Annotated in this window: 16 protein-coding genes; 11 read left to right on the plus strand and 5 right to left on the minus strand. The window is 61.2% G+C overall.

The window, feature by feature from the left end; all coding sequences use genetic code 11:
• The first annotated feature begins 11 nt into the window (after nucleotides 1-11).
• Nucleotides 12-428, plus strand: a complete 417-nt coding sequence (locus tag PDR5_RS26570) for a DUF3010 family protein (protein ID WP_007959772.1) — start codon at nucleotides 12-14, stop codon at nucleotides 426-428.
• Here the strand turns inward: PDR5_RS26570 and PDR5_RS26575 are convergent, their stop codons facing one another.
• Nucleotides 429-1601 (minus strand): hypothetical protein, encoded by a 1173-nt coding sequence (locus tag PDR5_RS26575; RefSeq protein WP_064599964.1) that lies wholly within the window; start codon nucleotides 1599-1601, stop codon nucleotides 429-431.
• A gap of 68 nt (nucleotides 1602-1669) precedes the next feature.
• The gene (locus PDR5_RS26580; protein ID WP_011336294.1) at nucleotides 1670-2614 is read right to left on the minus strand and encodes a GlxA family transcriptional regulator; all 945 of its coding nucleotides are present in this window, start codon (nucleotides 2612-2614) and stop codon (nucleotides 1670-1672) included.
• A 193-nt stretch (nucleotides 2615-2807) separates the two neighbouring features.
• On the opposite strand from PDR5_RS26580, the gene choX reads away from it, so the two are divergent.
• The 6 genes from choX to PDR5_RS26610 all read left to right on the plus strand — a co-directional run bounded on the left by choX (nucleotide 2808) and on the right by PDR5_RS26610 (nucleotide 8260).
• Complete coding sequence (gene choX, locus PDR5_RS26585) at nucleotides 2808-3752, plus strand: choline ABC transporter substrate-binding protein (RefSeq protein ID WP_007959767.1); 945 nt, start codon at nucleotides 2808-2810, stop codon at nucleotides 3750-3752.
• A gap of 74 nt (nucleotides 3753-3826) precedes the next feature.
• On the plus strand, nucleotides 3827-4714 hold the full coding sequence (locus PDR5_RS26590; protein WP_064599966.1) for a 3-keto-5-aminohexanoate cleavage protein: 888 nt from the start codon (nucleotides 3827-3829) through the stop codon (nucleotides 4712-4714).
• Nucleotides 4715-4784: 70 nt separating this feature from the next.
• Nucleotides 4785-5750, plus strand: coding sequence for an L-carnitine dehydrogenase (locus PDR5_RS26595; RefSeq protein ID WP_011336297.1), 966 nt, complete (start codon nucleotides 4785-4787; stop codon nucleotides 5748-5750).
• Between the two features lie 223 nt (nucleotides 5751-5973).
• On the plus strand, nucleotides 5974-6450 hold the full coding sequence (locus tag PDR5_RS26600) for a thioesterase family protein (protein WP_064380221.1): 477 nt from the start codon (nucleotides 5974-5976) through the stop codon (nucleotides 6448-6450).
• A 24-nt stretch (nucleotides 6451-6474) separates the two neighbouring features.
• A complete protein-coding gene (locus PDR5_RS26605; RefSeq protein ID WP_064599968.1) occupies nucleotides 6475-7638 on the plus strand; it encodes a gamma-butyrobetaine dioxygenase in 1164 nt (387 codons plus the stop codon).
• A 358-nt stretch (nucleotides 7639-7996) separates the two neighbouring features.
• Complete coding sequence (locus PDR5_RS26610) at nucleotides 7997-8260, plus strand: hypothetical protein (protein WP_039767996.1); 264 nt, start codon at nucleotides 7997-7999, stop codon at nucleotides 8258-8260.
• A gap of 87 nt (nucleotides 8261-8347) precedes the next feature.
• Here PDR5_RS26610 and PDR5_RS26615 read toward each other — a convergent pair whose 3' ends face one another.
• Nucleotides 8348-9451 carry a GlxA family transcriptional regulator gene (locus tag PDR5_RS26615; protein ID WP_011336300.1) on the minus strand — a complete coding sequence of 368 codons (1104 nt, stop codon included), beginning with the start codon at nucleotides 9449-9451 and terminating at the stop codon, nucleotides 8348-8350.
• Between the two features lie 471 nt (nucleotides 9452-9922).
• Nucleotides 9923-11299 (minus strand): L-serine ammonia-lyase, encoded by a 1377-nt coding sequence (locus PDR5_RS26620; RefSeq protein ID WP_064599974.1) that lies wholly within the window; start codon nucleotides 11297-11299, stop codon nucleotides 9923-9925.
• Nucleotides 11300-11733: 434 nt separating this feature from the next.
• Between PDR5_RS26620 and PDR5_RS26625 the strand changes: the two genes are divergently transcribed.
• The 3 genes from PDR5_RS26625 to choV all read left to right on the plus strand — a co-directional run bounded on the left by PDR5_RS26625 (nucleotide 11734) and on the right by choV (nucleotide 14782).
• Nucleotides 11734-12684, plus strand: a complete 951-nt coding sequence (locus tag PDR5_RS26625) for a choline ABC transporter substrate-binding protein (RefSeq protein ID WP_039767994.1) — start codon at nucleotides 11734-11736, stop codon at nucleotides 12682-12684.
• Between the two features lie 77 nt (nucleotides 12685-12761).
• Nucleotides 12762-13607, plus strand: coding sequence for a choline ABC transporter permease subunit (gene choW, locus PDR5_RS26630; protein WP_007959749.1), 846 nt, complete (start codon nucleotides 12762-12764; stop codon nucleotides 13605-13607).
• Complete coding sequence (gene choV, locus PDR5_RS26635) at nucleotides 13604-14782, plus strand: choline ABC transporter ATP-binding protein (RefSeq protein WP_011336304.1); 1179 nt, start codon at nucleotides 13604-13606, stop codon at nucleotides 14780-14782. The genes choW and choV overlap by 4 nt, the downstream gene beginning before the upstream one ends.
• Nucleotides 14783-15032: 250 nt before the next feature.
• On the opposite strand, the gene PDR5_RS26640 is transcribed toward choV, so the two are convergent.
• Nucleotides 15033-16973 carry a BCCT family transporter gene (locus PDR5_RS26640; protein WP_223290698.1) on the minus strand — a complete coding sequence of 647 codons (1941 nt, stop codon included), beginning with the start codon at nucleotides 16971-16973 and terminating at the stop codon, nucleotides 15033-15035.
• A gap of 483 nt (nucleotides 16974-17456) precedes the next feature.
• On the opposite strand from PDR5_RS26640, the gene betI reads away from it, so the two are divergent.
• Complete coding sequence (betI, locus tag PDR5_RS26645) at nucleotides 17457-18050, plus strand: transcriptional regulator BetI (protein ID WP_064599977.1); 594 nt, start codon at nucleotides 17457-17459, stop codon at nucleotides 18048-18050.
• Nucleotides 18051-18126: the final 76 nt, after the last annotated feature.

Below are 18126 nucleotides of genomic sequence, written 5' to 3' on the forward strand. Positions count from 1 at the left end.
AAGGGATTCACATGAATATCTGCGGTATCGAAATCAAAGGCAGTGAAGCGATCATCGCCGTGGCGTCCCTCGACGGTTCGGTGTTGAGCCATGTCGCGCTGAACACCAAGAAAATCGCGCTGGACGATGACGACGAGGCGGCCAACGTCAAACTGTTCGCCGCTCAGGTGGCGTCGTTCGTGCGCGAGAACTCCATCGATCGCATCGCGATCAAGAAGCGCAGCAAGAAGGGCGAGTTTGCCGGTGGGCCGACCACGTTCAAGATCGAGGGCGTGTTTCAGTTGCTGGACGGTTGCGAGGTGACGCTGCTGTCGCCGCAGACGATCAATGCCCAGGCCAAGAAGCACAATTTCGAGCTGCCGGGCACGCTGAACAAGTATCAGCATGAAGCCTACAAGGCAGCGTGTTCGGCATTGGTGAAGAAGTAACTAGCCCTTTTTACGCGCGCTCAGCCAGTCGCCAAAGGACTTGTCTTCCAGCGCATAGCCACCACGGCTCGACTTCCACACCAGTTCCTTGTCGCGCAGGGCATCGATGCAGGCCTGAATGGTCTGGGTGCCCGGCACCACGTCGCTGCCCATGTTTTCCAGTGCCTTGCCGACTGCCATGAGTGTGCTGTCGGTGAAAGGGGCAAAAGGCTCGTTGTTCTGTGAGCGCTCCACCATCACCTCCAGCACGGCGCGCTGAGGGATGGTCAGAGCGTTCCAGGCGCTCTCGAACTCGGTCCACACGCCTGCGCGCAACAATTCGGCACGGCTCTGCAGCAACTGCCCCAGATTGCTGGCCTCGCCCAGCTCCAGTGCCACTTCGCCGATGATGGTGCGCAACATTTCCGGGCGCCGCCCCACCAATTCAAAGGCGTCGTCGATATCGGCCGCACTGAACTGGTTGGTCTCGGCCAGATGGGCGTTGAGGTGCAAGGTGTACGCCTGGGTGAACTCTTTTCCCAACAATGGAAAGGGCGTGATGCTCGAGCCGAAGAACGGTTGGCTCTTGCCCAGCACCAGATGGGCGAGTTTGTCGCGATTGGAACCGGTGAACACCAGATGCAAACCGCTGCCCTCGCCTTCACGTCCCTGATTGAGCTGGTCCCGTGCGGCCTTCAGGGCAAACATTGCGTTAATGCCTGCGGCGGTGGTGAGCGCGTGCTGGGCCTCGTCGATCACCAGCACTACGGATTTTTCGGCGGCGCTGTGAAGCAGCTCCAGCGCTTGCGTCAGGGTCGCGCCCGCCGGCAGTTGCGGCTTGGTGAAATCCCAGGACAAGGTGCGCAGAAAGCTGAGTTTTTCGATGCCGATATTCTTTGCCAGTTTGCGGATGCCCTTTTCAAAGGGGACCAACGCGCCTGCAATGGCGCTGGCGATCAAGTCAGCAGGGTCTTTTTCCTTGTCGGCCCACAGGTCGACGTAAACCGTCAGCCAGCCTCGGGCCTGGCATTCCGGGATCAGGTCCTCGCGCAGAAAGGTGCTTTTGCCGGTGCGGCGCGGCGCTGCCAGAAAAAGACCGGAGGTGAAATCCTGCAGACCTGCACCCACCAGACCATCGGCAACGCTGCGGGCCAGAGCGGGGCGGCGGAAAACGAAGCCGTTGTTTCGGGACATGGTTTTACACTCAATTATTCAAACGACTGTAATTTATACCTGAAAGTATAATTAACTATAATCGTCCGTCAAACGGCCTCCCGTCGCCGATCCTCCCGCGGACACCGGGCAAACTTCGCCCGGTAGCTGCGGGTGAAATACGACGGGGATTCAAACCCGCAGGCGATGCTGACTTCCAGCACGCTCATGTCGGTCTGGCGCAACAGCTGCCGGGCCTTTTCCAGTCTTAGGCGCAGATAGAAATTGCTCGGTGTGTCGTTCAGGTGCAGGCGGAACAGGCGCTCCAGTTGCCGCCTTGTCACCTTGATCGATTCCGCCAGTTCCAGGGTGGTCAGCGGCGGTTCGCTGTGCTGCTCCATCTCGCCAATCACATGCACCAGCTTCTTGTTGCTGATGCCGTAGCGCGTGGCGACTTCCATGCGCTGGTGGTCTTTGCGCGGACGAATCCGCCCCAATACAAACTGCTCGCTGACCTGGATCGCCAGCTGCGGGCCGTGGGCCTGGGCGATCAGGTCGAGCATCAGGTCGATGGACGCGGTGCCGCCGGCCGAAGTGATGCGCCGACGGTCGATCTCAAACAGCTCCTGGGTGACGCTGAGCTGTGGATAAGATTCCTTGAAGGCGTCGATGGCCTCCCAGTGCAGGGTCAGGCGATGACCATCGAGCAGGCCGGCCTCGGCGAGGACGAAGCTGCCAGTGTCGATGGCGCCGAGGGTCACGCCTTCGTTGTCCAGCCGTCGCAGCCAGTGCTCCAGCGCCGGGGTGGCGAACTTCAGCGGTTCAAAACCGGCGACCACCAGCAGCGTCGCCCCTTTCTTCAGCGGCTCCAGCGCCGCATCGGCGTTGACCGACATCCCGTTGCTCGCCAGCACCGCCCCGCCATCGGCGCTCAACACGTGCCAGCGGTACAGCTCGCCGCGAAAGCGGTTGGCCACCCGCAGCGGTTCGATCGCAGAGATGAAACCGATGGCGGAAAAACCCGGCATCAACAGAAAGTAGAAATCCTGGGACATGGCGCGCACTCGGTCAGCGGGTAGCGTGCAACGTTGATACGCCAGTTGTCGGCGGCATTCAAGAGCACAGGTCGCTGCAGTGCAAGAGCTGGTCGCCGCAGTGCGCTTTTACGGGGGCATTGCTGCGTAATTTGAGCATCACCGGCGCATCAGACACCGGAACCCACAATAACGACCTGCCGAGGAACCCGACATGAAACGACTGATCAGCAGCTGTGTTCTCGCACTCAGCGGTACCGCGTTTTTAAGCGCCAGTGTCATGGCGGCCGATTCCGCATCGTGTCAGAACGTGCGCATGGGCGTGGTGAACTGGACCGACGTGATCGCCACCAGCGCCATGGCCCAGGTTCTGCTCGACGGCCTCGGCTACAGCACCAAACAGACCAGCGCCTCCCAGCAGATCGTCTTCGCCGGCATCCGCGACCAGCGTCTGGATCTGTTCCTCGGCTACTGGAACCCGTTGATGACCCAGACCATCACCCCGTTCGTCGACGCCAACCAGGTCAAGGTGCTTGAAGCGCCAAGTCTCAAGGACGCCCGCGCCACCCTCGCCGTGCCGACCTATCTGGCGGACAAGGGCCTGAAAACCTTTGCCGACATCGCCAAGTTCGAGAAAGAGCTGGGCGGCAAGATCTACGGCATCGAGCCAGGCTCGGGCGCCAATACCCAGATCAAGGCGATGATCGCCAAGAACCAGTTTGGCCTCGGCAAGTTCCAGCTCGTGGAGTCGAGCGAGGCCGGCATGCTCGCCGCCGTCGATCGCGCGGTGCGCCGCAAGGAAGCCGTGGTGTTCTTCGGCTGGGCGCCGCACCCGATGAACGTCAACGTGCAGATGACCTATCTGACCGGCAGCGACGACGCCCTCGGCCCGAACGAAGGCATGGCCACCGTGTGGACCGTCACCGCACCGAAATACGCCGAACAATGCCCGAACGTCAGCCGCCTGCTGAGCAACCTGACGTTCACCGCCGAAGACGAGAGCCGGATGATGCAGCCGCTGCTCGATCACAAGGACGCTTTCGAATCGGCCAAACAATGGCTCAAGGATCACCCGCAGGACAAACAGCGCTGGCTCGAAGGCGTTACCACTTTCGATGGCAAACCGGCGGCTGAAAACCTCCAGCTCACCAGCAAATAAACCGCAACGAATGAACCACTTCGCAGCCCGCACGGGCTGCGAACAGACCCATCACGCCTGAAGGAAAACGCACCATGAATCACGACGTCATCATCACCTGCGCACTCACCGGTGCTGGCGACACGACCGCCAAAAGCCCACACGTGCCGGTCACCCCGAAACAGATCGCCGCAGCTGCGGTGGAAGCGGCCAAGGCCGGCGCCACGGTCGTGCACTGCCACGTTCGTGACCCGCAGACCGGCAAGTTCAGCCGTGACGTGGCGCTGTACCGCGAAGTCATGGAGCGCATCCGCGAATCCGACGTCGACATCATCGTCAACCTCACCGCCGGCATGGGCGGCGACCTGGAAATCGGCCCTGGCGAGAGCCCGATGGAGTTCGGCCCGAACACCGATCTGGTCGGCCCGCTGACCCGTCTGGCCCACGTCGAAGAACTGCTTCCGGAAATCTGCACCCTGGATTGCGGCACCCTGAACTTCGGCGACGGCGACACCATTTACGTTTCCACCCCGGCCCAACTGCGGGCCGGCGCCAAACGCATCACCGAGCTGGGCGTGAAGGCGGAGCTGGAGATTTTCGACACCGGTCACCTGTGGTTCGCCAAACAGATGATCAAGGAAGGCCTGCTCGACAATCCGCTGTTCCAGCTGTGCCTGGGCATCCCGTGGGGTGCGCCGGCCGACACCACCACCATGAAAGCCATGGTCGACAACCTGCCCGCCGACGCGGTGTGGGCCGGCTTCGGCATCGGCCGGATGCAGATGCCGATGGCCGCGCAAGCGGTACTGCTCGGCGGTAACGTGCGGGTCGGTCTGGAAGACAACCTGTGGCTGGACAAAGGCGTGCTGGCGACCAACGGCCAACTGGTCGAACGTGCCAGCGAGATCCTCAGCCGCCTCGGCGCCCGCGTGCTGACCCCGGCTGAAGGTCGCAAGAAGATGGGCCTGACCCAGCGCGGCTGAAATCACCCTTTCCCCCGGTGGGCGGGCCATTGACGCCCACCGTTTTTTTGCCTCATTCCAGGAAGTGACCATGAGCTTTATCACCGAAATCAAAACCTTCGCAGCACTGGGCAGCGGCGTCATCGGCAGCGGCTGGGTCGCCCGCGCCCTCGCCCACGGCCTCGACGTGGTGGCCTGGGATCCGGCGCCGGGTGCCGAAGCAGCGCTGCGCAAACGCGTGGCCAATGCCTGGGGCGCGCTGGAGAAAAACGGTCTGGCGCCGGGCGCGTCGCAGGATCGCCTACGCTTTGTGGCGACTATTGAGGAGTGCGTGCGCGATGCGGATTTCATTCAGGAAAGCGCCCCCGAACGCCTCGAACTGAAACTGGATCTGCACAGCAAAATCAGCGCGGCGGCCAAGCCGAATGCGTTGATCGGTTCCAGCACTTCCGGCCTGTTGCCAAGCGAGTTCTACGAGAGCTCGACCCACCCGGAACGCTGCGTGGTCGGTCACCCGTTCAACCCGGTTTACCTGCTGCCGCTGGTGGAAGTCGTCGGTGGCAAAAACACCGCGCCGGAAGCCGTGCAGGCCGCGATGAAAGTCTACGAATCCCTCGGCATGCGCCCGCTGCATGTGCGCAAGGAAGTGCCGGGATTCATCGCCGACCGCCTGCTCGAAGCGCTGTGGCGCGAGGCGCTGCATCTGGTCAACGACGGGGTGGCAACCACCGGTGAAATCGACGACGCGATCCGCTTTGGCGCCGGTCTGCGCTGGTCGTTCATGGGCACGTTCTTGACCTACACCCTGGCCGGTGGCGATGCCGGTATGCGCCACTTCATGTCGCAGTTCGGCCCGGCGCTGCAGTTGCCGTGGACGTACCTGCCGGCACCGGAACTGACCGACAAGTTGATCGACGATGTGGTGGACGGCACCAGCGATCAACTGGGCCGGCACAGTATTTCGGCGCTGGAGCGCTATCGTGATGATTGCTTGCTGGCGGTGCTTGAGGCGGTGAAGACCACCAAAGAGAAGCATGGGATGAGTTTCAGCGAGTGATGTGTCTGGCTTGAAACTGCTGCCCTCACCCTCGCCCTCTCCCGGGGGGAGAGGGGACTGACCGAGGTGAATGTACGAGCTACACCGACCTGAAAGTCCCAAGTCGAACTCAGCTCTCGAAAAGCTTGAAGATCGGCTCCCTTTCCCCCTCTCCCTGAGGGAGAGGGCTGGGGTGAGGGGGTAGCTTTTGATCTTGAACACCAACTTCCAGCGGAACCCAATCATGCCCACCCTCACCACCTACCAAACCCGCATCATCCCCGACTGGGTCGACTACAACGGCCACCTGCGCGACGCCTTCTATCTGCTGATTTTCAGCTACGCCACCGACGCCCTGATGGATCGCCTCGGTATGGACAGCAACAACCGCGAAGCCAGCGGTCACTCGCTGTTCACTCTCGAACTGCACCTCAACTACCTGCACGAAGTGAAGCTCGATGCCGAAGTCGAAGTGCGCACGCAGATCATCGGTCACGACCAGAAGCGCCTGCACCTCTATCACAGCCTGCATCTGGCCGGCGGTGACAAGGAGCTGGCCGGCAACGAACAGATGCTGCTGCACGTCGATCTGGCCGGGCCGCGTTCCGCGCCGTTTACCCCGGACACCCTGGGCCGTCTGCAAGCCATCGTCGCCGAGCAGGCCGACCTGCCCGCCCCGGCTTACATCGGCCGGGTCATCGCCCTGCCCCCAGCCCGGTAAACTCATCCATCGCAAGGAGCCACCATGCAAACCGCCGCCGCAGTTGCCGATTTTCGTACTTATCCGTTGATCAGCGCGCTGAACGGCGTGCAGAACCTGGCGGATCGCGTCCTGATTGAATGGGCCGACGGGCGCGTCAGCACCTTCCACCACGTGTGGCTGCGGGACAACTGTCCGTGTCCGCACTGCGTCTACAGCGTCACCCGTGAGCAGGTGTTCGAGATCATCGATGCGGCTCCCGACCTGACGCCATCCGCGGTGCACATCGACACCGATGGCTGCCTGCGTATCGACTGGCAGGACGGCCACCTCAGCCGCTTCGACGCAGGCTGGCTGCGGGCCCACGCCTATGACGACGAATCCCGCGCCGAACGCCTCGCCACCAAGCCGAAACCCTTCCTGTGGCGCAGCGATTTGCAGTTGCCGGTGTTCGACTATTCAGCCCTGATGAACGACAACGCCGCGTTGCTGCAATGGTTGCTGGCGGTACGCGACATCGGCCTGACCCAAGTGCGCGGCGTACCCACCGAACCCGGTTCGCTGAAGCTGGTCGCCCAGCGCATTTCGTTCATCCGCGAGAGCAACTTCGGCGTGCTGTTCAACGTGCAATCCAAGGCCGACGCCGACAGCAATGCCTACACCGCTTTCAACCTGCCATTGCACACCGACCTGCCGACCCGCGAGCTGCAACCGGGCCTGCAATTTCTGCATTGCCTGGTGAACGACGCCGAGGGTGGCGAGAGCATTTTCGTCGACGGCTTTGCGACAGCCGAAGCGTTGCGCCAGGAAGATCCCGCGTCGTTTCAGGCGCTGTGCGAAATCCCGGTGGAGTTTCGCAACAAGGACCGCCACAGCGACTATCGCTGCCTCGCACCGATCATCGCCCTGGATGCCTTGGGCCGGGTCGCGGAAATCCGCATGGCCAACTTCCTGCGCGGGGCGTTCGACACGTCCGTGGAGCAGATGCCCCTGCTGTATCGCGCTTATCGGCGCTTCATCGCCATGACCCGCGAGCCACGTTTCCGGGTCATGCAGCGGCTCAATCCGGGCGAGTTGTGGTGCTTCGACAACCGCCGCACTTTGCACGCGCGCAATGCGTTCGACCCGACCACCGGGGCCCGGCATTTTCAGGGCTGCTACATCGACCGGGATGAATTGCTGTCGCGGATTCTGGTGTTGCAGCGCTAGACCGCGTCATCGTTCATCGCCAGCAGGCTGGCTCCCACAAAGAGCGCATTTCAATGTGGGAGCCAGCCTGCTGGCGATGAATGCACCTCGATTTACCTGACACACAGGCAAAAAAAGCCCCGATACAAGCCGTGACAGGATCGGGGCGAGGGTACTGTTGAGGAGCTGCCGTGGCGAGGGTGACCAAACCTTCGTGAAGCGAGCTGAGGCCAGTGTGCCCACTCCCCTTGACGGCGAGTTAGCCGAAAACGACCTGTTCATAGCCGTCGCGGCCACTGCGACAAATCGCCCTTGCCGTGCCTGGGCAGGCCTACCAGAATCGAGCCACGACCTCCGTTGCCGAAGAAGGATTCGCGTCATGATGTATGCCGATTTGATCGATCAGGAAGACCTGTTGGGCCAACTCAAGTCGTTGGGTTTTCAAGTGCCGAGCGGTTCAACTGCCGAGCAGGCCTGTGAGTATGCGGTGCGCGGTCTGGATAACGTTCGCGCCTTTGAACTGCGCAAGATGGTCAAGGACATGTACACCAGCGGCGCCAGCATCCAGCCTGCAGTGCGTCAGGCCATCGACAAACAATTGTTGCCGGCATTGGCGCAATACCAACAAACCCATAGCGCCTGAAAAATTCATTCGCGAGCAGGCTCGCTCCCACATTGGAATGCATTTCTGTGTGGGAGCGAGCCTGCTCGCGAAAAACGATGACGCGGTCTACAGCCTTACACTGGCGAATGTGGATTCGTTGCGTGCCTGGCTCAGCGCCGACATTGGCCCGGACAGCGGCGACATCACAATGGCCTGCGGCAGCGGCATCATCGCCACCTGCTGGGTGGTGTTGGAGCCGACGCGCTCGTCACGCGGCGGAATGCCGAAGTACTCGCGATAGCACTTGGAGAAGTGCGGCGTCGACACAAACCCGCAGACCGACGCCACTTCGATGATCGACATCGGCGTCTGCTTGAGCAGTTGCCGCGCGCGGATCAGGCGCAGCTTGAGGTAGTAGCGCGACGGCGAGCAGTGCAGGTATTTCTGGAACAGGCGCTCGAGCTGGCGACGGGACACGGCGACGTACACCGCCAGTTCGTCGAGGTCGATCGGTTCTTCCAGGTTGGCTTCCATCAGCGCAACGATTTCCTGCAGTTTCGGCTGGTTGGTGCCGAGCATGTGCTTGAGCGGTACGCGCTGGTGATCCTGCTCGTTGCGGATGCGTTCGTAGACGAACATCTCGGAGATCGCGGCGGACAGTTCACGGCCGTGATCGCGGCTGATCAGGTGCAGCATCATGTCCAGCGGTGCGGTGCCGCCGGAGCTGGTGAAACGGTTGCGGTCGAGGGTGAACAGACGGGTGCTCATCGCAACGCGCGGGAAAGCTTCCTGCATCGCCGCCAGACATTCCCAGTGCACGCTGCAATCGAAGCCGTCGAGCAGGCCGGCGCAAGCCAGGGCCCAGCTGCCGGTGCACACGGCGCCGAGGCGGCGCGACTGGCGCGCCTGGCTTTGCAGCCACGACACGTGTTCACGGGTAACGGTGCGTTGAATGCCGATCCCGCCGCACACGATAACGGTGTCGAGGGCCGGGGCTTTGTGCATGGAAGCGTCGGGGGTGATCTGCAGACCGTCACTGGCCCAGACCTGGCCGCCGTCGACGGTGAGGGTGGTCCAGCGATACAGCTCGCGACCGGACAACTGGTTGGCCATGCGCAGGGGTTCGACTGCGGAAGCCAGGGAAATCAGCGTGAAATTGTCCAGCAGCAGAAAGCCGATGGATTGAGGCGCACGGTTCTGGGGTTGAGCCCCGGAGTTGAACGACGTCATCGCGGTATCTCCTCACACAAAGCGGGTGATGGCCTCAGGCGGAGGCTCTTGTTATTGCCATCGTTCTCTTGCGTGAGACGGGCTTTGTTATGACAGAGCAATTGCCATGCCTAAAATTGAATGGCTGTTCAATAACTCCTGAAAACGACGTCGCGACGCGTCTATACAAGCGCTCCGCCGGAGGGTAATTCGAAGTGCCATCAGCGGCCGCGAAAGCCCTGCCCCGGAGCGTGTGAGCAAATCGGTAGCACTTGTGGGAACTGGCCTGCGCGCGATTGTCCTACAGTGTCACCGCAGGCACGGGTGACGGACGGTAGCGCCTGCGAATCAGGCGCTGGAGGCAGGAAAGACTCTTATCCGATAGCGACGCGCCAAAAGGTGGCGCGTTTGATATCCGGTGCTCACTTGGTGCGCAGTTTTGACTGGTCCGGCCTCATCGCCAGCAGGCTGGCGATAGGAGGCAACTCGGAATCAGCACTCCACCGCGCTGACCGCCAACCCGCCCCGCGATGTCTCTTTATATTTGTCATGCATGTCGGCGCCGGTATCGCGCATGGTGCGGATCACCCGGTCCAGCGAGATGAAGTGCTGACCGTCCCCACGCAAGGCCATCTGCGCGGCATTGATCGCCTTCACCGCCGCAATCGCATTGCGTTCGATGCACGGCACTTGCACCAGGCCGCCCACCGGATCGCAGGTCAGACCCAGGTTGTGTTCCAGGCCGATTTCCGCCGCGTTGCACAATTGCTCCGGACTTGCGCCGAGAATTTCCGCCAGCCCTGCCGCCGCCATCGCACAGGCCGATCCAACCTCTCCCTGGCAACCCACTTCAGCACCGGAGATCGAGGCGTTCTTCTTGCACAGAATCCCCACCGCCGCCGCCCCGAGGAAGTAGTCGACCACGTTGGCGTCGGTCACTGCCTCGCTGAATTTCATGAAGTAATGCAGCACCGCCGGAATGATCCCCGCCGCGCCGTTGGTGGGCGCCGTGACCATGCGCCCGCCGGCGGCGTTTTCCTCGTTCACCGCCAGGGCGAACAGGTTGACCCACTCCATCGCGCTGAGGGTCGAGCCGATCACGTTGGGCTTGTTCAGTTCCTGAAGGCTGCGGTGCAACTTCGCCGCGCGGCGGCGCACGTTGAGACCGCCGGGCAGGATGCCTTCGTGCTTGAGGCCCTGCTCGACGCAATCCTGCATCGCCCGCCAGAGCTTCATCAGGCCGGCGCGAATTTCCTCTTCGCTGCGCCAGACCTTCTCGTTGGCCATCATCAATTCGGCCACGCGCAGGTTGTGGGTCTTGCACAGCTCCAGCAGCTCCACCGCGCTGGAAAAGTCGTAAGGCAACTCGGTGCGATCCAGATCCACCACGCCGCTGGAGGCCTGCGCCTCGTCCACCACAAAACCGCCGCCGACCGAATAGTAGGTGTCGCGATGCAACTCGCCGTGATCGCCTTCGGCAACCAGGGTCATGGCGTTGGGGTGGAACGGCAGGTTCTCGTCGATCAGGCGCATGTCGCGGGCCCATATAAAGGGCACCGACAAACGACTGTCGAGCAACAGCGTGTGGGTTTCACGCAAGGCCTGGATCCGCGGGCCGATCTGCGACGGGTCGATCGCGTCCGGCCACTCGCCCATCAGGCCCATGATCACCGCGTTGTCGCTGCCGTGACCGACACCGGTGGCCGACAGCGAACCGAACAGCTGCACCTCGATGCGACGCACCTGCTCCAGCAAATGTTTGTCGCGCAATGACTCGACAAACAGGGCGGCGGCGCGCATGGGCCCGACGGTGTGGGAACTGGAAGGGCCAATGCCGATTTTGAACAGGTCGAAAACGCTGATAGCCATTGCTGCAGAGCTCCTGAGAGTGCCGGTCCGGGGCGTGAAGCGCCCGCTGGCGGAGCTGCTACGCTCAAGCTGCGATCCGCCGGAATGCCCGCATCATCAGGCTTTTCCCCGGTCGCTCGGCGTCTGACACCGACGCACTCATGCCCACTAACGCCGTGCCGGTTTCAGCCCGTGTTTTCGCCGTTTTTATGCGGTTCAGATGGCCAGAAAGGGCAGAAAAAAGCTGTAAACGACGTCACTGACACTGGATGCGACCATCCCTGTACTGGATACGACGCACCCTGTAGGCGTCAGATTTTCACTGGTACATGATCGTATCGACTCGATTGCAAGGCGCTGCGGTAGAGCTGTCTCCAGAACGCCATCCAACCGCAACCCATAAGTGCGGTGGTCCAATCGGAACACTGCCAAAAAAAACACCAAGGAGTCCATTCATGAAAGGTTCCCCGTCGTTGTTGTTGGCCGCCATGCTGAGTCTGCCGTTACTGGCTCAAGCCGCAGAACCGGCGCAGTGCAGTACCGTGAACTTCTCCGATGTCGGCTGGACCGACATCACCGCAACCACCGCCACCACCTCCGTCGTGCTTCAGGCCCTCGGCTACAAGACCAAGACCACCATGATCTCCGTACCCGTGACCTACAAGTCGCTGGCCGACGGCAAGAACATGGACGTGTTCCTCGGCAACTGGATGCCGACCATGGAAAACGACATCAAGGCCTACCGCGACGCCGGCACCGTGGAAACCGTGCGCACCAACCTCAAGGGCGCCAAGTACACCCTCGCCGTTCCGCAAGCCTTGTATGACAAAGGCCTGCACGACTTCGCCGACATCGCCAAATTCAAGAAAGAACTCGACGGCAAGATCTACGGGATCGAGCCGGGCAACGACGGCAACCGCCTGATCCAGAGCATGATCGACAAGAACGCCTTCGGCCTGAAAGACGCCGGCTTCAAGGTCGTCGAATCCAGCGAGGCGGGCATGCTGTCGCAGGTCGACCGCGCGCAGAAACGCGACACCGCCGTGGTGTTCCTCGGCTGGGCGCCGCACCCGATGAACAAGCGCTTCAAGATTCAGTACCTGACCGGTGGTGACGATTTCTTCGGCCCGGATTTCGGCGCCGCCACCGTGGCGACCAACACCCGCAAGGGCTACGCCGAGGAATGCAGCAACGTTGGCCAACTGCTGAAAAACCTGGAGTTCACCGTCGACATGGAAAGCGAACTGATGGGCAACATCCTGGACGACAAGATGAAGCCTGACGCGGCCGCCAAGGCCTGGCTGAAAAAGAATCCACAGGTGCTCGATACCTGGCTCGCTGGCGTGACCACCATTGACGGTAAACCTGGCCTGGAGGCCGTGAAAGCCAAGCTTGCCCAGCCTTGAATTAAGGAGCATCGCTTATGCCGGGCGGCGTACGCCGTCCGGGCTGTTTATTTCCTTGCATGCGGACGTTCACTACCATGCTGATTGATCAGAAAATCCCTTTAGGCCAGTACATCGCGGGCTTCGTTGAATGGTTGACGCAACACGGCGCCAACACCTTCGACGCAATCGCCGTGACCCTGGAAACGATGATCCACGGCGTGACGTTTGCGCTGACCTGGTTCAACCCGCTGGTGCTGATCGGCCTCATCGCCCTGCTGGCCCACTTCATTCAACGCAAATGGGGCCTGACCGCGTTCGTGGTCGCCTCCTTCCTGCTGATCCTCAACCTGGGGTACTGGCAGGAAACCATGGAAACCCTCGCCCAGGTCATGTTCGCAACCCTGGTCTGCGTGGTCATCGGCGTGCCGCTGGGCATCGTCGCCGCGCACAAACCGATGTTCTACACTTTGATGAGACCGGTACTCGATCTGATGCAGACCGTACCGACCTTCGTTTACCTCATTCCTACCCTGACCCTCTTCGGGCTGGGTGTGGTGCCGGGCCTGATCTCGACAGTGGTGTTCGCCATCGCCGCGCCGATCCGCCTGACCTACCTGGGCATCCGCGATGTCCCGCAAGAACTGATGGACGCCGGCAAGGCCTTCGGCTGCTCGCGTCGCCAACTGCTTTCACGGATCGAACTGCCTCACGCCATGCCGAGCATCGCGGCCGGCATCACCCAGTGCATCATGCTGTCGCTGTCGATGGTGGTGATCGCGGCACTGGTGGGCGCCGACGGACTCGGCAAACCGGTGGTCAACGCACTGAACACTGCTGATATCGCCCTGGGCTTCGAAGCGGGCCTGGCGATCGTACTGCTGGCGATCATGCTCGACCGTATCTGCAAACAACCCGACGCCAAAGTAGGGGGTGACGCATGAGCATAATTCGCTTCGATAACGTTGACGTGATCTTCACCAAGGATCCGCGCGAAGCACTGAAACTTCTCGATCAGGGCCTGACCCGCAGTGAGATCCTGAAAAAGACCGGGCAGATCGTCGGCGTTGAAAAGGCCAGCCTGGACATCAACAAAGGCGAGATCTGCGTGCTGATGGGCCTGTCCGGCTCCGGCAAGTCGAGCCTGCTGCGCTGCATCAACGGCCTCAACACCGTGAGCCGCGGCAAGCTGTTCGTCGAACACGAAGGCAAGCAGATCGACATCGCCTCCTGCTCCCCGGCCGAGCTGAAAATGATGCGCACCAAACGCATCGCAATGGTGTTCCAGAAGTTCGCCCTGATGCCCTGGCTGACGGTGCGCGAGAACATCAGTTTCGGTCTGGAAATGCAGGGCCGTCCGGAGAAGGAACGGCGCAAACTGGTCGATGACAAACTCGAACTGGTGGGCCTGACCCAATGGCGCAACAAGAAGCCCGACGAACTGTCCGGCGGCATGCAGCAGCGTGTCGGCCTGGCCCGCGCGCTGGCGATGGACGCCGACATTCTGCTGATGGACGAACCCTTCTCCGCGCTCGACCCGCTGATCCGTCAGGGCCTGCAGGATGAACTGCTGGAACTGCAACGCAAGCTGAGCAAGACCATCGTATTCGTGAGCCACGACCTCGACGAGGCGCTGAAACTCGGTAGCCGCATCGCGATCATGAAGGACGGCCGGATCATCCAGTACAGCGTGCCGGAAGAGATCGTGCTCAACCCTGCGGACGATTACGTGCGCACCTTCGTCGCCCACACCAACCCGCTGAACGTGCTGTGCGGTCGCAGCCTGATGCGTACCCTGGACAACTGCAAACGCATCAACGGTTCGGTGTGCCTGGATCCGGGCGGCGATTCGTGGCTGGACCTGGCCGAGGGCAACACCATCAAGGGTGCGCGGCAGAACGGTTCGGTGCTGAACCTGCAGAATTGGGCACCGGGGCAAGCCGTGGAAGGGTTGGAGCGCAAACCAACGCTGGTGGACTCGAACATCGGCATGCGCGACGCCTTGCAGATCCGTTACCAGACCGGCAACAAACTGGTGCTGCATGACAACAATCATGTGGTGGGGATTCTTGGCGACAGCGAGCTGTATCACGCGCTGCTCGGCAAGAACCTGGGGTAAGGCGGGATGAAAAAAAGGGATCGCGGTGAGCGATCCCTTTTTTATTGGGTCAGGGAAAAGAGCCCCTCACCCTAGCCCTCTCCCGGAGGGAGAGGGAACTGATTGGGGGATGCTGCAGATATACGTCGACCTGATCTTGCTTCACCGAATCCATAATCGACTCGATTTTTCAGGTCGATGTACAACGCCAGACACCTCGGTCGGCTCCCTCTCCCCCCGGGAGAGGGCTGGGGTGAGGGAGCTTTTGACTTTAGCTATAAACCCGGCCAAGGAGCTGCCGATGGCTTTCAAACTGATCGAGCACATCACGCGTGATCTGATCCTGTGTGAAGCCCATCAGGTCGTAGTCCTGGCTGCCGTTGTGCAGGTACACCTCGGCGCGGTAGAAACGCTGACGCGCTTCATCGGACTGGACCGACTCGCTCGGGGTGGCCAGGTAGCCGTCCAGGCTCACTTCGTAAACAAAAGGGTTGCCCTCTTCCATCTCGACCCGCACGCCCATGCAGCGCTTGGATTTGCCCAGCAGCGTCTGCACTTCCAGACCCTGTGCACGCATTTGCGCCGCGGCATCTTCCAGCGCCGGGCTGACGTGTTTGTCCATGAAGCGCTGCACCACCGACTGGCTCGGTTGCAGATCCAGCTGGGTCAGGCGCTCGCTGAAACCACGACGACCGCGTTCAGCCAGTTGCGCCTGCTCCTGTTCGATCTGCATGTCCTGGCGCATCGCCTTGTGCAGGCCGAACATGAAGCACACCAGCACCACCGAGAACGGCAGACCGGCCAGCACCACCATGGTCTGCATGGCTTCGAAGTTACCGGCGAACAGCAGGCCGATGGTCACCAGCGTGATCACGACCGACCAGAAGATCCGCAGCCAGTGCGGGGCGTCTTCGTCGACGTTACCGCCCTTGCAGGACAGGTTCGCCATCATCACCGCACCGGAGTCGGCCGGGGTCAGGAACAGCACGAAACCAACGAAGATCGACACGCCGATCACGACTTTCGACGCCGGGTAGTGTTCCAGCAACTGATAGATCGCCATCGACGGCTGTTCCAGCGCCGTCTTGCCGAGTTCCACCGCGCCCTGGTTCATCACCAGATCCAGCGCCGAGTTACCGAAGATCGACAGCCACGCCAGGGTGAAACCCAGCGGAATCAGCAGCACTCCGGCCACCAGTTCACGCACGGTACGACCACGGGAAATACGCGCGATGAACATGCCGACGAATGGGGCCCAGGAAATCCACCAGGCCCAGTAGAACAGCGTCCACAGACCCAGCCAGCGGTCGGACTTCTCGCTGTCGCCTTCATAGACGTACAGGTCGAAAGTCTTCAGCACCACGCCGTTAAGGTAGTCGCCGATGTTCTGCACGAAGCCGTTGAGCAAGTGCAGGGTCGGGCCGAACAGCAGGACGAAAATCAGCAGGCCGCTGAACAGGATGATGTTGAGGTTGGACAGACGACGGATGCCATTTTCCACACCCGACACGGCAGCGATGGTCGCCACGGTGCTCATCACGATGATCACGATCAGCAGGTTGGTGTTGCTGTGTTCCATGCCGAACAGGTTTTCCAGGCCCGAAGACACTTGCAGCGAGCCGATCCCCAGGTTGGTCACCAGACCCAGCAGGGTCACGAACATGCCGAAACCGTCCACCGCATGACCGGCAGCGCCCTTGACCCAACGCTCGCCAACCAGCGGGTACAGTGCCGAACGCAGGGCCAGCGGCTGGTTATGACGGTAAGCGAAATAGGCCACGGCCAGACCGACCAGTGCGTAGATCGCCCAGCCGTGCAGGCCCCAGTGCAGGAAGGTCAGCTGAACAGCCTGACGTGCCGCCATGTTGGTAGCGGACGCGCCTTCCGGCGGATTGAAGTAGTGATCCAGCGGCTCGGAGGCGCCAAAGTACAGCAGCGAAATACCGATACCCGACGAGAACAGCATCCCCGCCCAGGCGCCGTAACTGAAATCCGGGGTGTCGTCCTTGCTGCCCAGTTTGAGTTTGCCGTACGAGGAAAACGCCAGGCCCACCACAAATACCAGGTAAGCGGCGATCACCACCATGTAGTACCAGCCGAAGCTGCGGGACAACCAGGCCTGAGCCACTCCCAGCATTCTGCCGGCCTCTTGCGGGGCGATGATCAGAATGGCGGTCAACAACAGAATCAGCGCGGTAGAGGTGTAGAACACCCAACCGTTGACCGTCACCTTCTCGGGCGGGGTCTTTATAAGCGAGGCAGAACTCATGGCACAAATGCTCCAGGCAGTGCGAGAGAAGAACACAAGGCAACACGGAACCCGACCAATCGGTTAGTTGGCAGCCGACCGGCGGGTGATATAAAGACACCCCGAAAAAAGCCCGAACCTGCAGAGATGGCAACGCGAATCGCCGTCGTGGCCGAGGCATGGACGTTCATCCGAAACCTGGCCTTGAGCGTCTTGCCCATTCAACACGTCCATCGAACGTCGAACCGCGCCTTGCCCCGCGCAGGTTTCGAGCCTTTTTGGATGTCGGTTTTATCGCCACTTACACGTAAGAAAATTCTGTAGGCAGCGACGATTTGTCGCAGATCTTATTCTTTGTTGATTGAACGTTCAATCAAAACAAAATAGACTGGCCCTCAATCCGATAGGCGTCATTCGCCCGTCGGAAGGCCTAAGGAGATGTGCAAGATGCCCAAGGTCGGTATGCAACCCATCCGCCGCCAACAACTGATCGAAGCCACTTTGCAGGCGGTTGATCAGGTCGGAATGGGGGACGCCAGCATTGCGCTGATCGCCCGTTTGGCCGGTGTCTCGAATGGCATCATCAGTCATTACTTTCAGGACAAGAACGGCCTGATCGCCGCCACGATGCGGTATCTGATGAGCGTCCTCAGCGAGAGCGTCACCGCGCGCCGTCAGGCGCTGGCAGACAGCAGCCCCCGGGCGCATCTGCAGGTGATCATCGAAGGCAACTTCGACGCCAGCCAGGTCAATGGCCCGGCAATGAAAACCTGGCTGGCCTTCTGGGCCACCAGCATGCACCAGCCGTCTTTGCACAGGTTGCAGCGGATCAACGATCACCGTCTGTATTCCAACCTGTGCTGCGAGTTCCGCCGTGTGTTGCCGCTCGAAGATGCGCGCACCGCCGCCCGTGGACTGGCAGCTCTGATCGACGGCTTGTGGTTGCGCGGCGCGCTGTCGGGAGACGCTTTCGACACTGCGCAGGCGCAACAGATCGCTTACGAATACATGGATTTCCAATTGGCCAAGCAGGTGAGCTAGAGCACAGAGAAAACGCTCGGCCCCTGAACTGTCACCGACCCGCGATGCCACAGCTACATGGCTCACCCGGTGATCA

It is taken from the genome of Pseudomonas sp. DR 5-09, assembly GCF_001655595.1.
Taxonomy (GTDB): Bacteria; Pseudomonadota; Gammaproteobacteria; order Pseudomonadales; family Pseudomonadaceae; genus Aquipseudomonas; species Aquipseudomonas pharyngis.

Bases quoted from the DNA above. Each gene is read 5' to 3' on its own strand.
- PDR5_RS26570 (WP_007959772.1), top strand. From the start codon at position 12: ATGAATATCTGCGGTATCGAAATCAAAGGCAGTGAAGCGATCATCGCC.
- PDR5_RS26575 (WP_064599964.1), bottom strand. From the start codon at position 1,601: ATGTCCCGAAACAACGGCTTCGTTTTCCGCCGCCCCGCTCTGGCCCGC.
- PDR5_RS26580 (WP_011336294.1), bottom strand. From the start codon at position 2,614: ATGTCCCAGGATTTCTACTTTCTGTTGATGCCGGGTTTTTCCGCCATC.
- choX (WP_007959767.1), top strand. From the start codon at position 2,808: ATGAAACGACTGATCAGCAGCTGTGTTCTCGCACTCAGCGGTACCGCG.
- PDR5_RS26590 (WP_064599966.1), top strand. From the start codon at position 3,827: ATGAATCACGACGTCATCATCACCTGCGCACTCACCGGTGCTGGCGAC.
- PDR5_RS26595 (WP_011336297.1), top strand. From the start codon at position 4,785: ATGAGCTTTATCACCGAAATCAAAACCTTCGCAGCACTGGGCAGCGGC.
- PDR5_RS26600 (WP_064380221.1), top strand. From the start codon at position 5,974: ATGCCCACCCTCACCACCTACCAAACCCGCATCATCCCCGACTGGGTC.
- PDR5_RS26605 (WP_064599968.1), top strand. From the start codon at position 6,475: ATGCAAACCGCCGCCGCAGTTGCCGATTTTCGTACTTATCCGTTGATC.
- PDR5_RS26610 (WP_039767996.1), top strand. From the start codon at position 7,997: ATGATGTATGCCGATTTGATCGATCAGGAAGACCTGTTGGGCCAACTC.
- PDR5_RS26615 (WP_011336300.1), bottom strand. From the start codon at position 9,451: ATGACGTCGTTCAACTCCGGGGCTCAACCCCAGAACCGTGCGCCTCAA.
- PDR5_RS26620 (WP_064599974.1), bottom strand. From the start codon at position 11,299: ATGGCTATCAGCGTTTTCGACCTGTTCAAAATCGGCATTGGCCCTTCC.
- PDR5_RS26625 (WP_039767994.1), top strand. From the start codon at position 11,734: ATGAAAGGTTCCCCGTCGTTGTTGTTGGCCGCCATGCTGAGTCTGCCG.
- choW (WP_007959749.1), top strand. From the start codon at position 12,762: ATGCTGATTGATCAGAAAATCCCTTTAGGCCAGTACATCGCGGGCTTC.
- choV (WP_011336304.1), top strand. From the start codon at position 13,604: ATGAGCATAATTCGCTTCGATAACGTTGACGTGATCTTCACCAAGGAT.
- betI (WP_064599977.1), top strand. From the start codon at position 17,457: ATGCCCAAGGTCGGTATGCAACCCATCCGCCGCCAACAACTGATCGAA.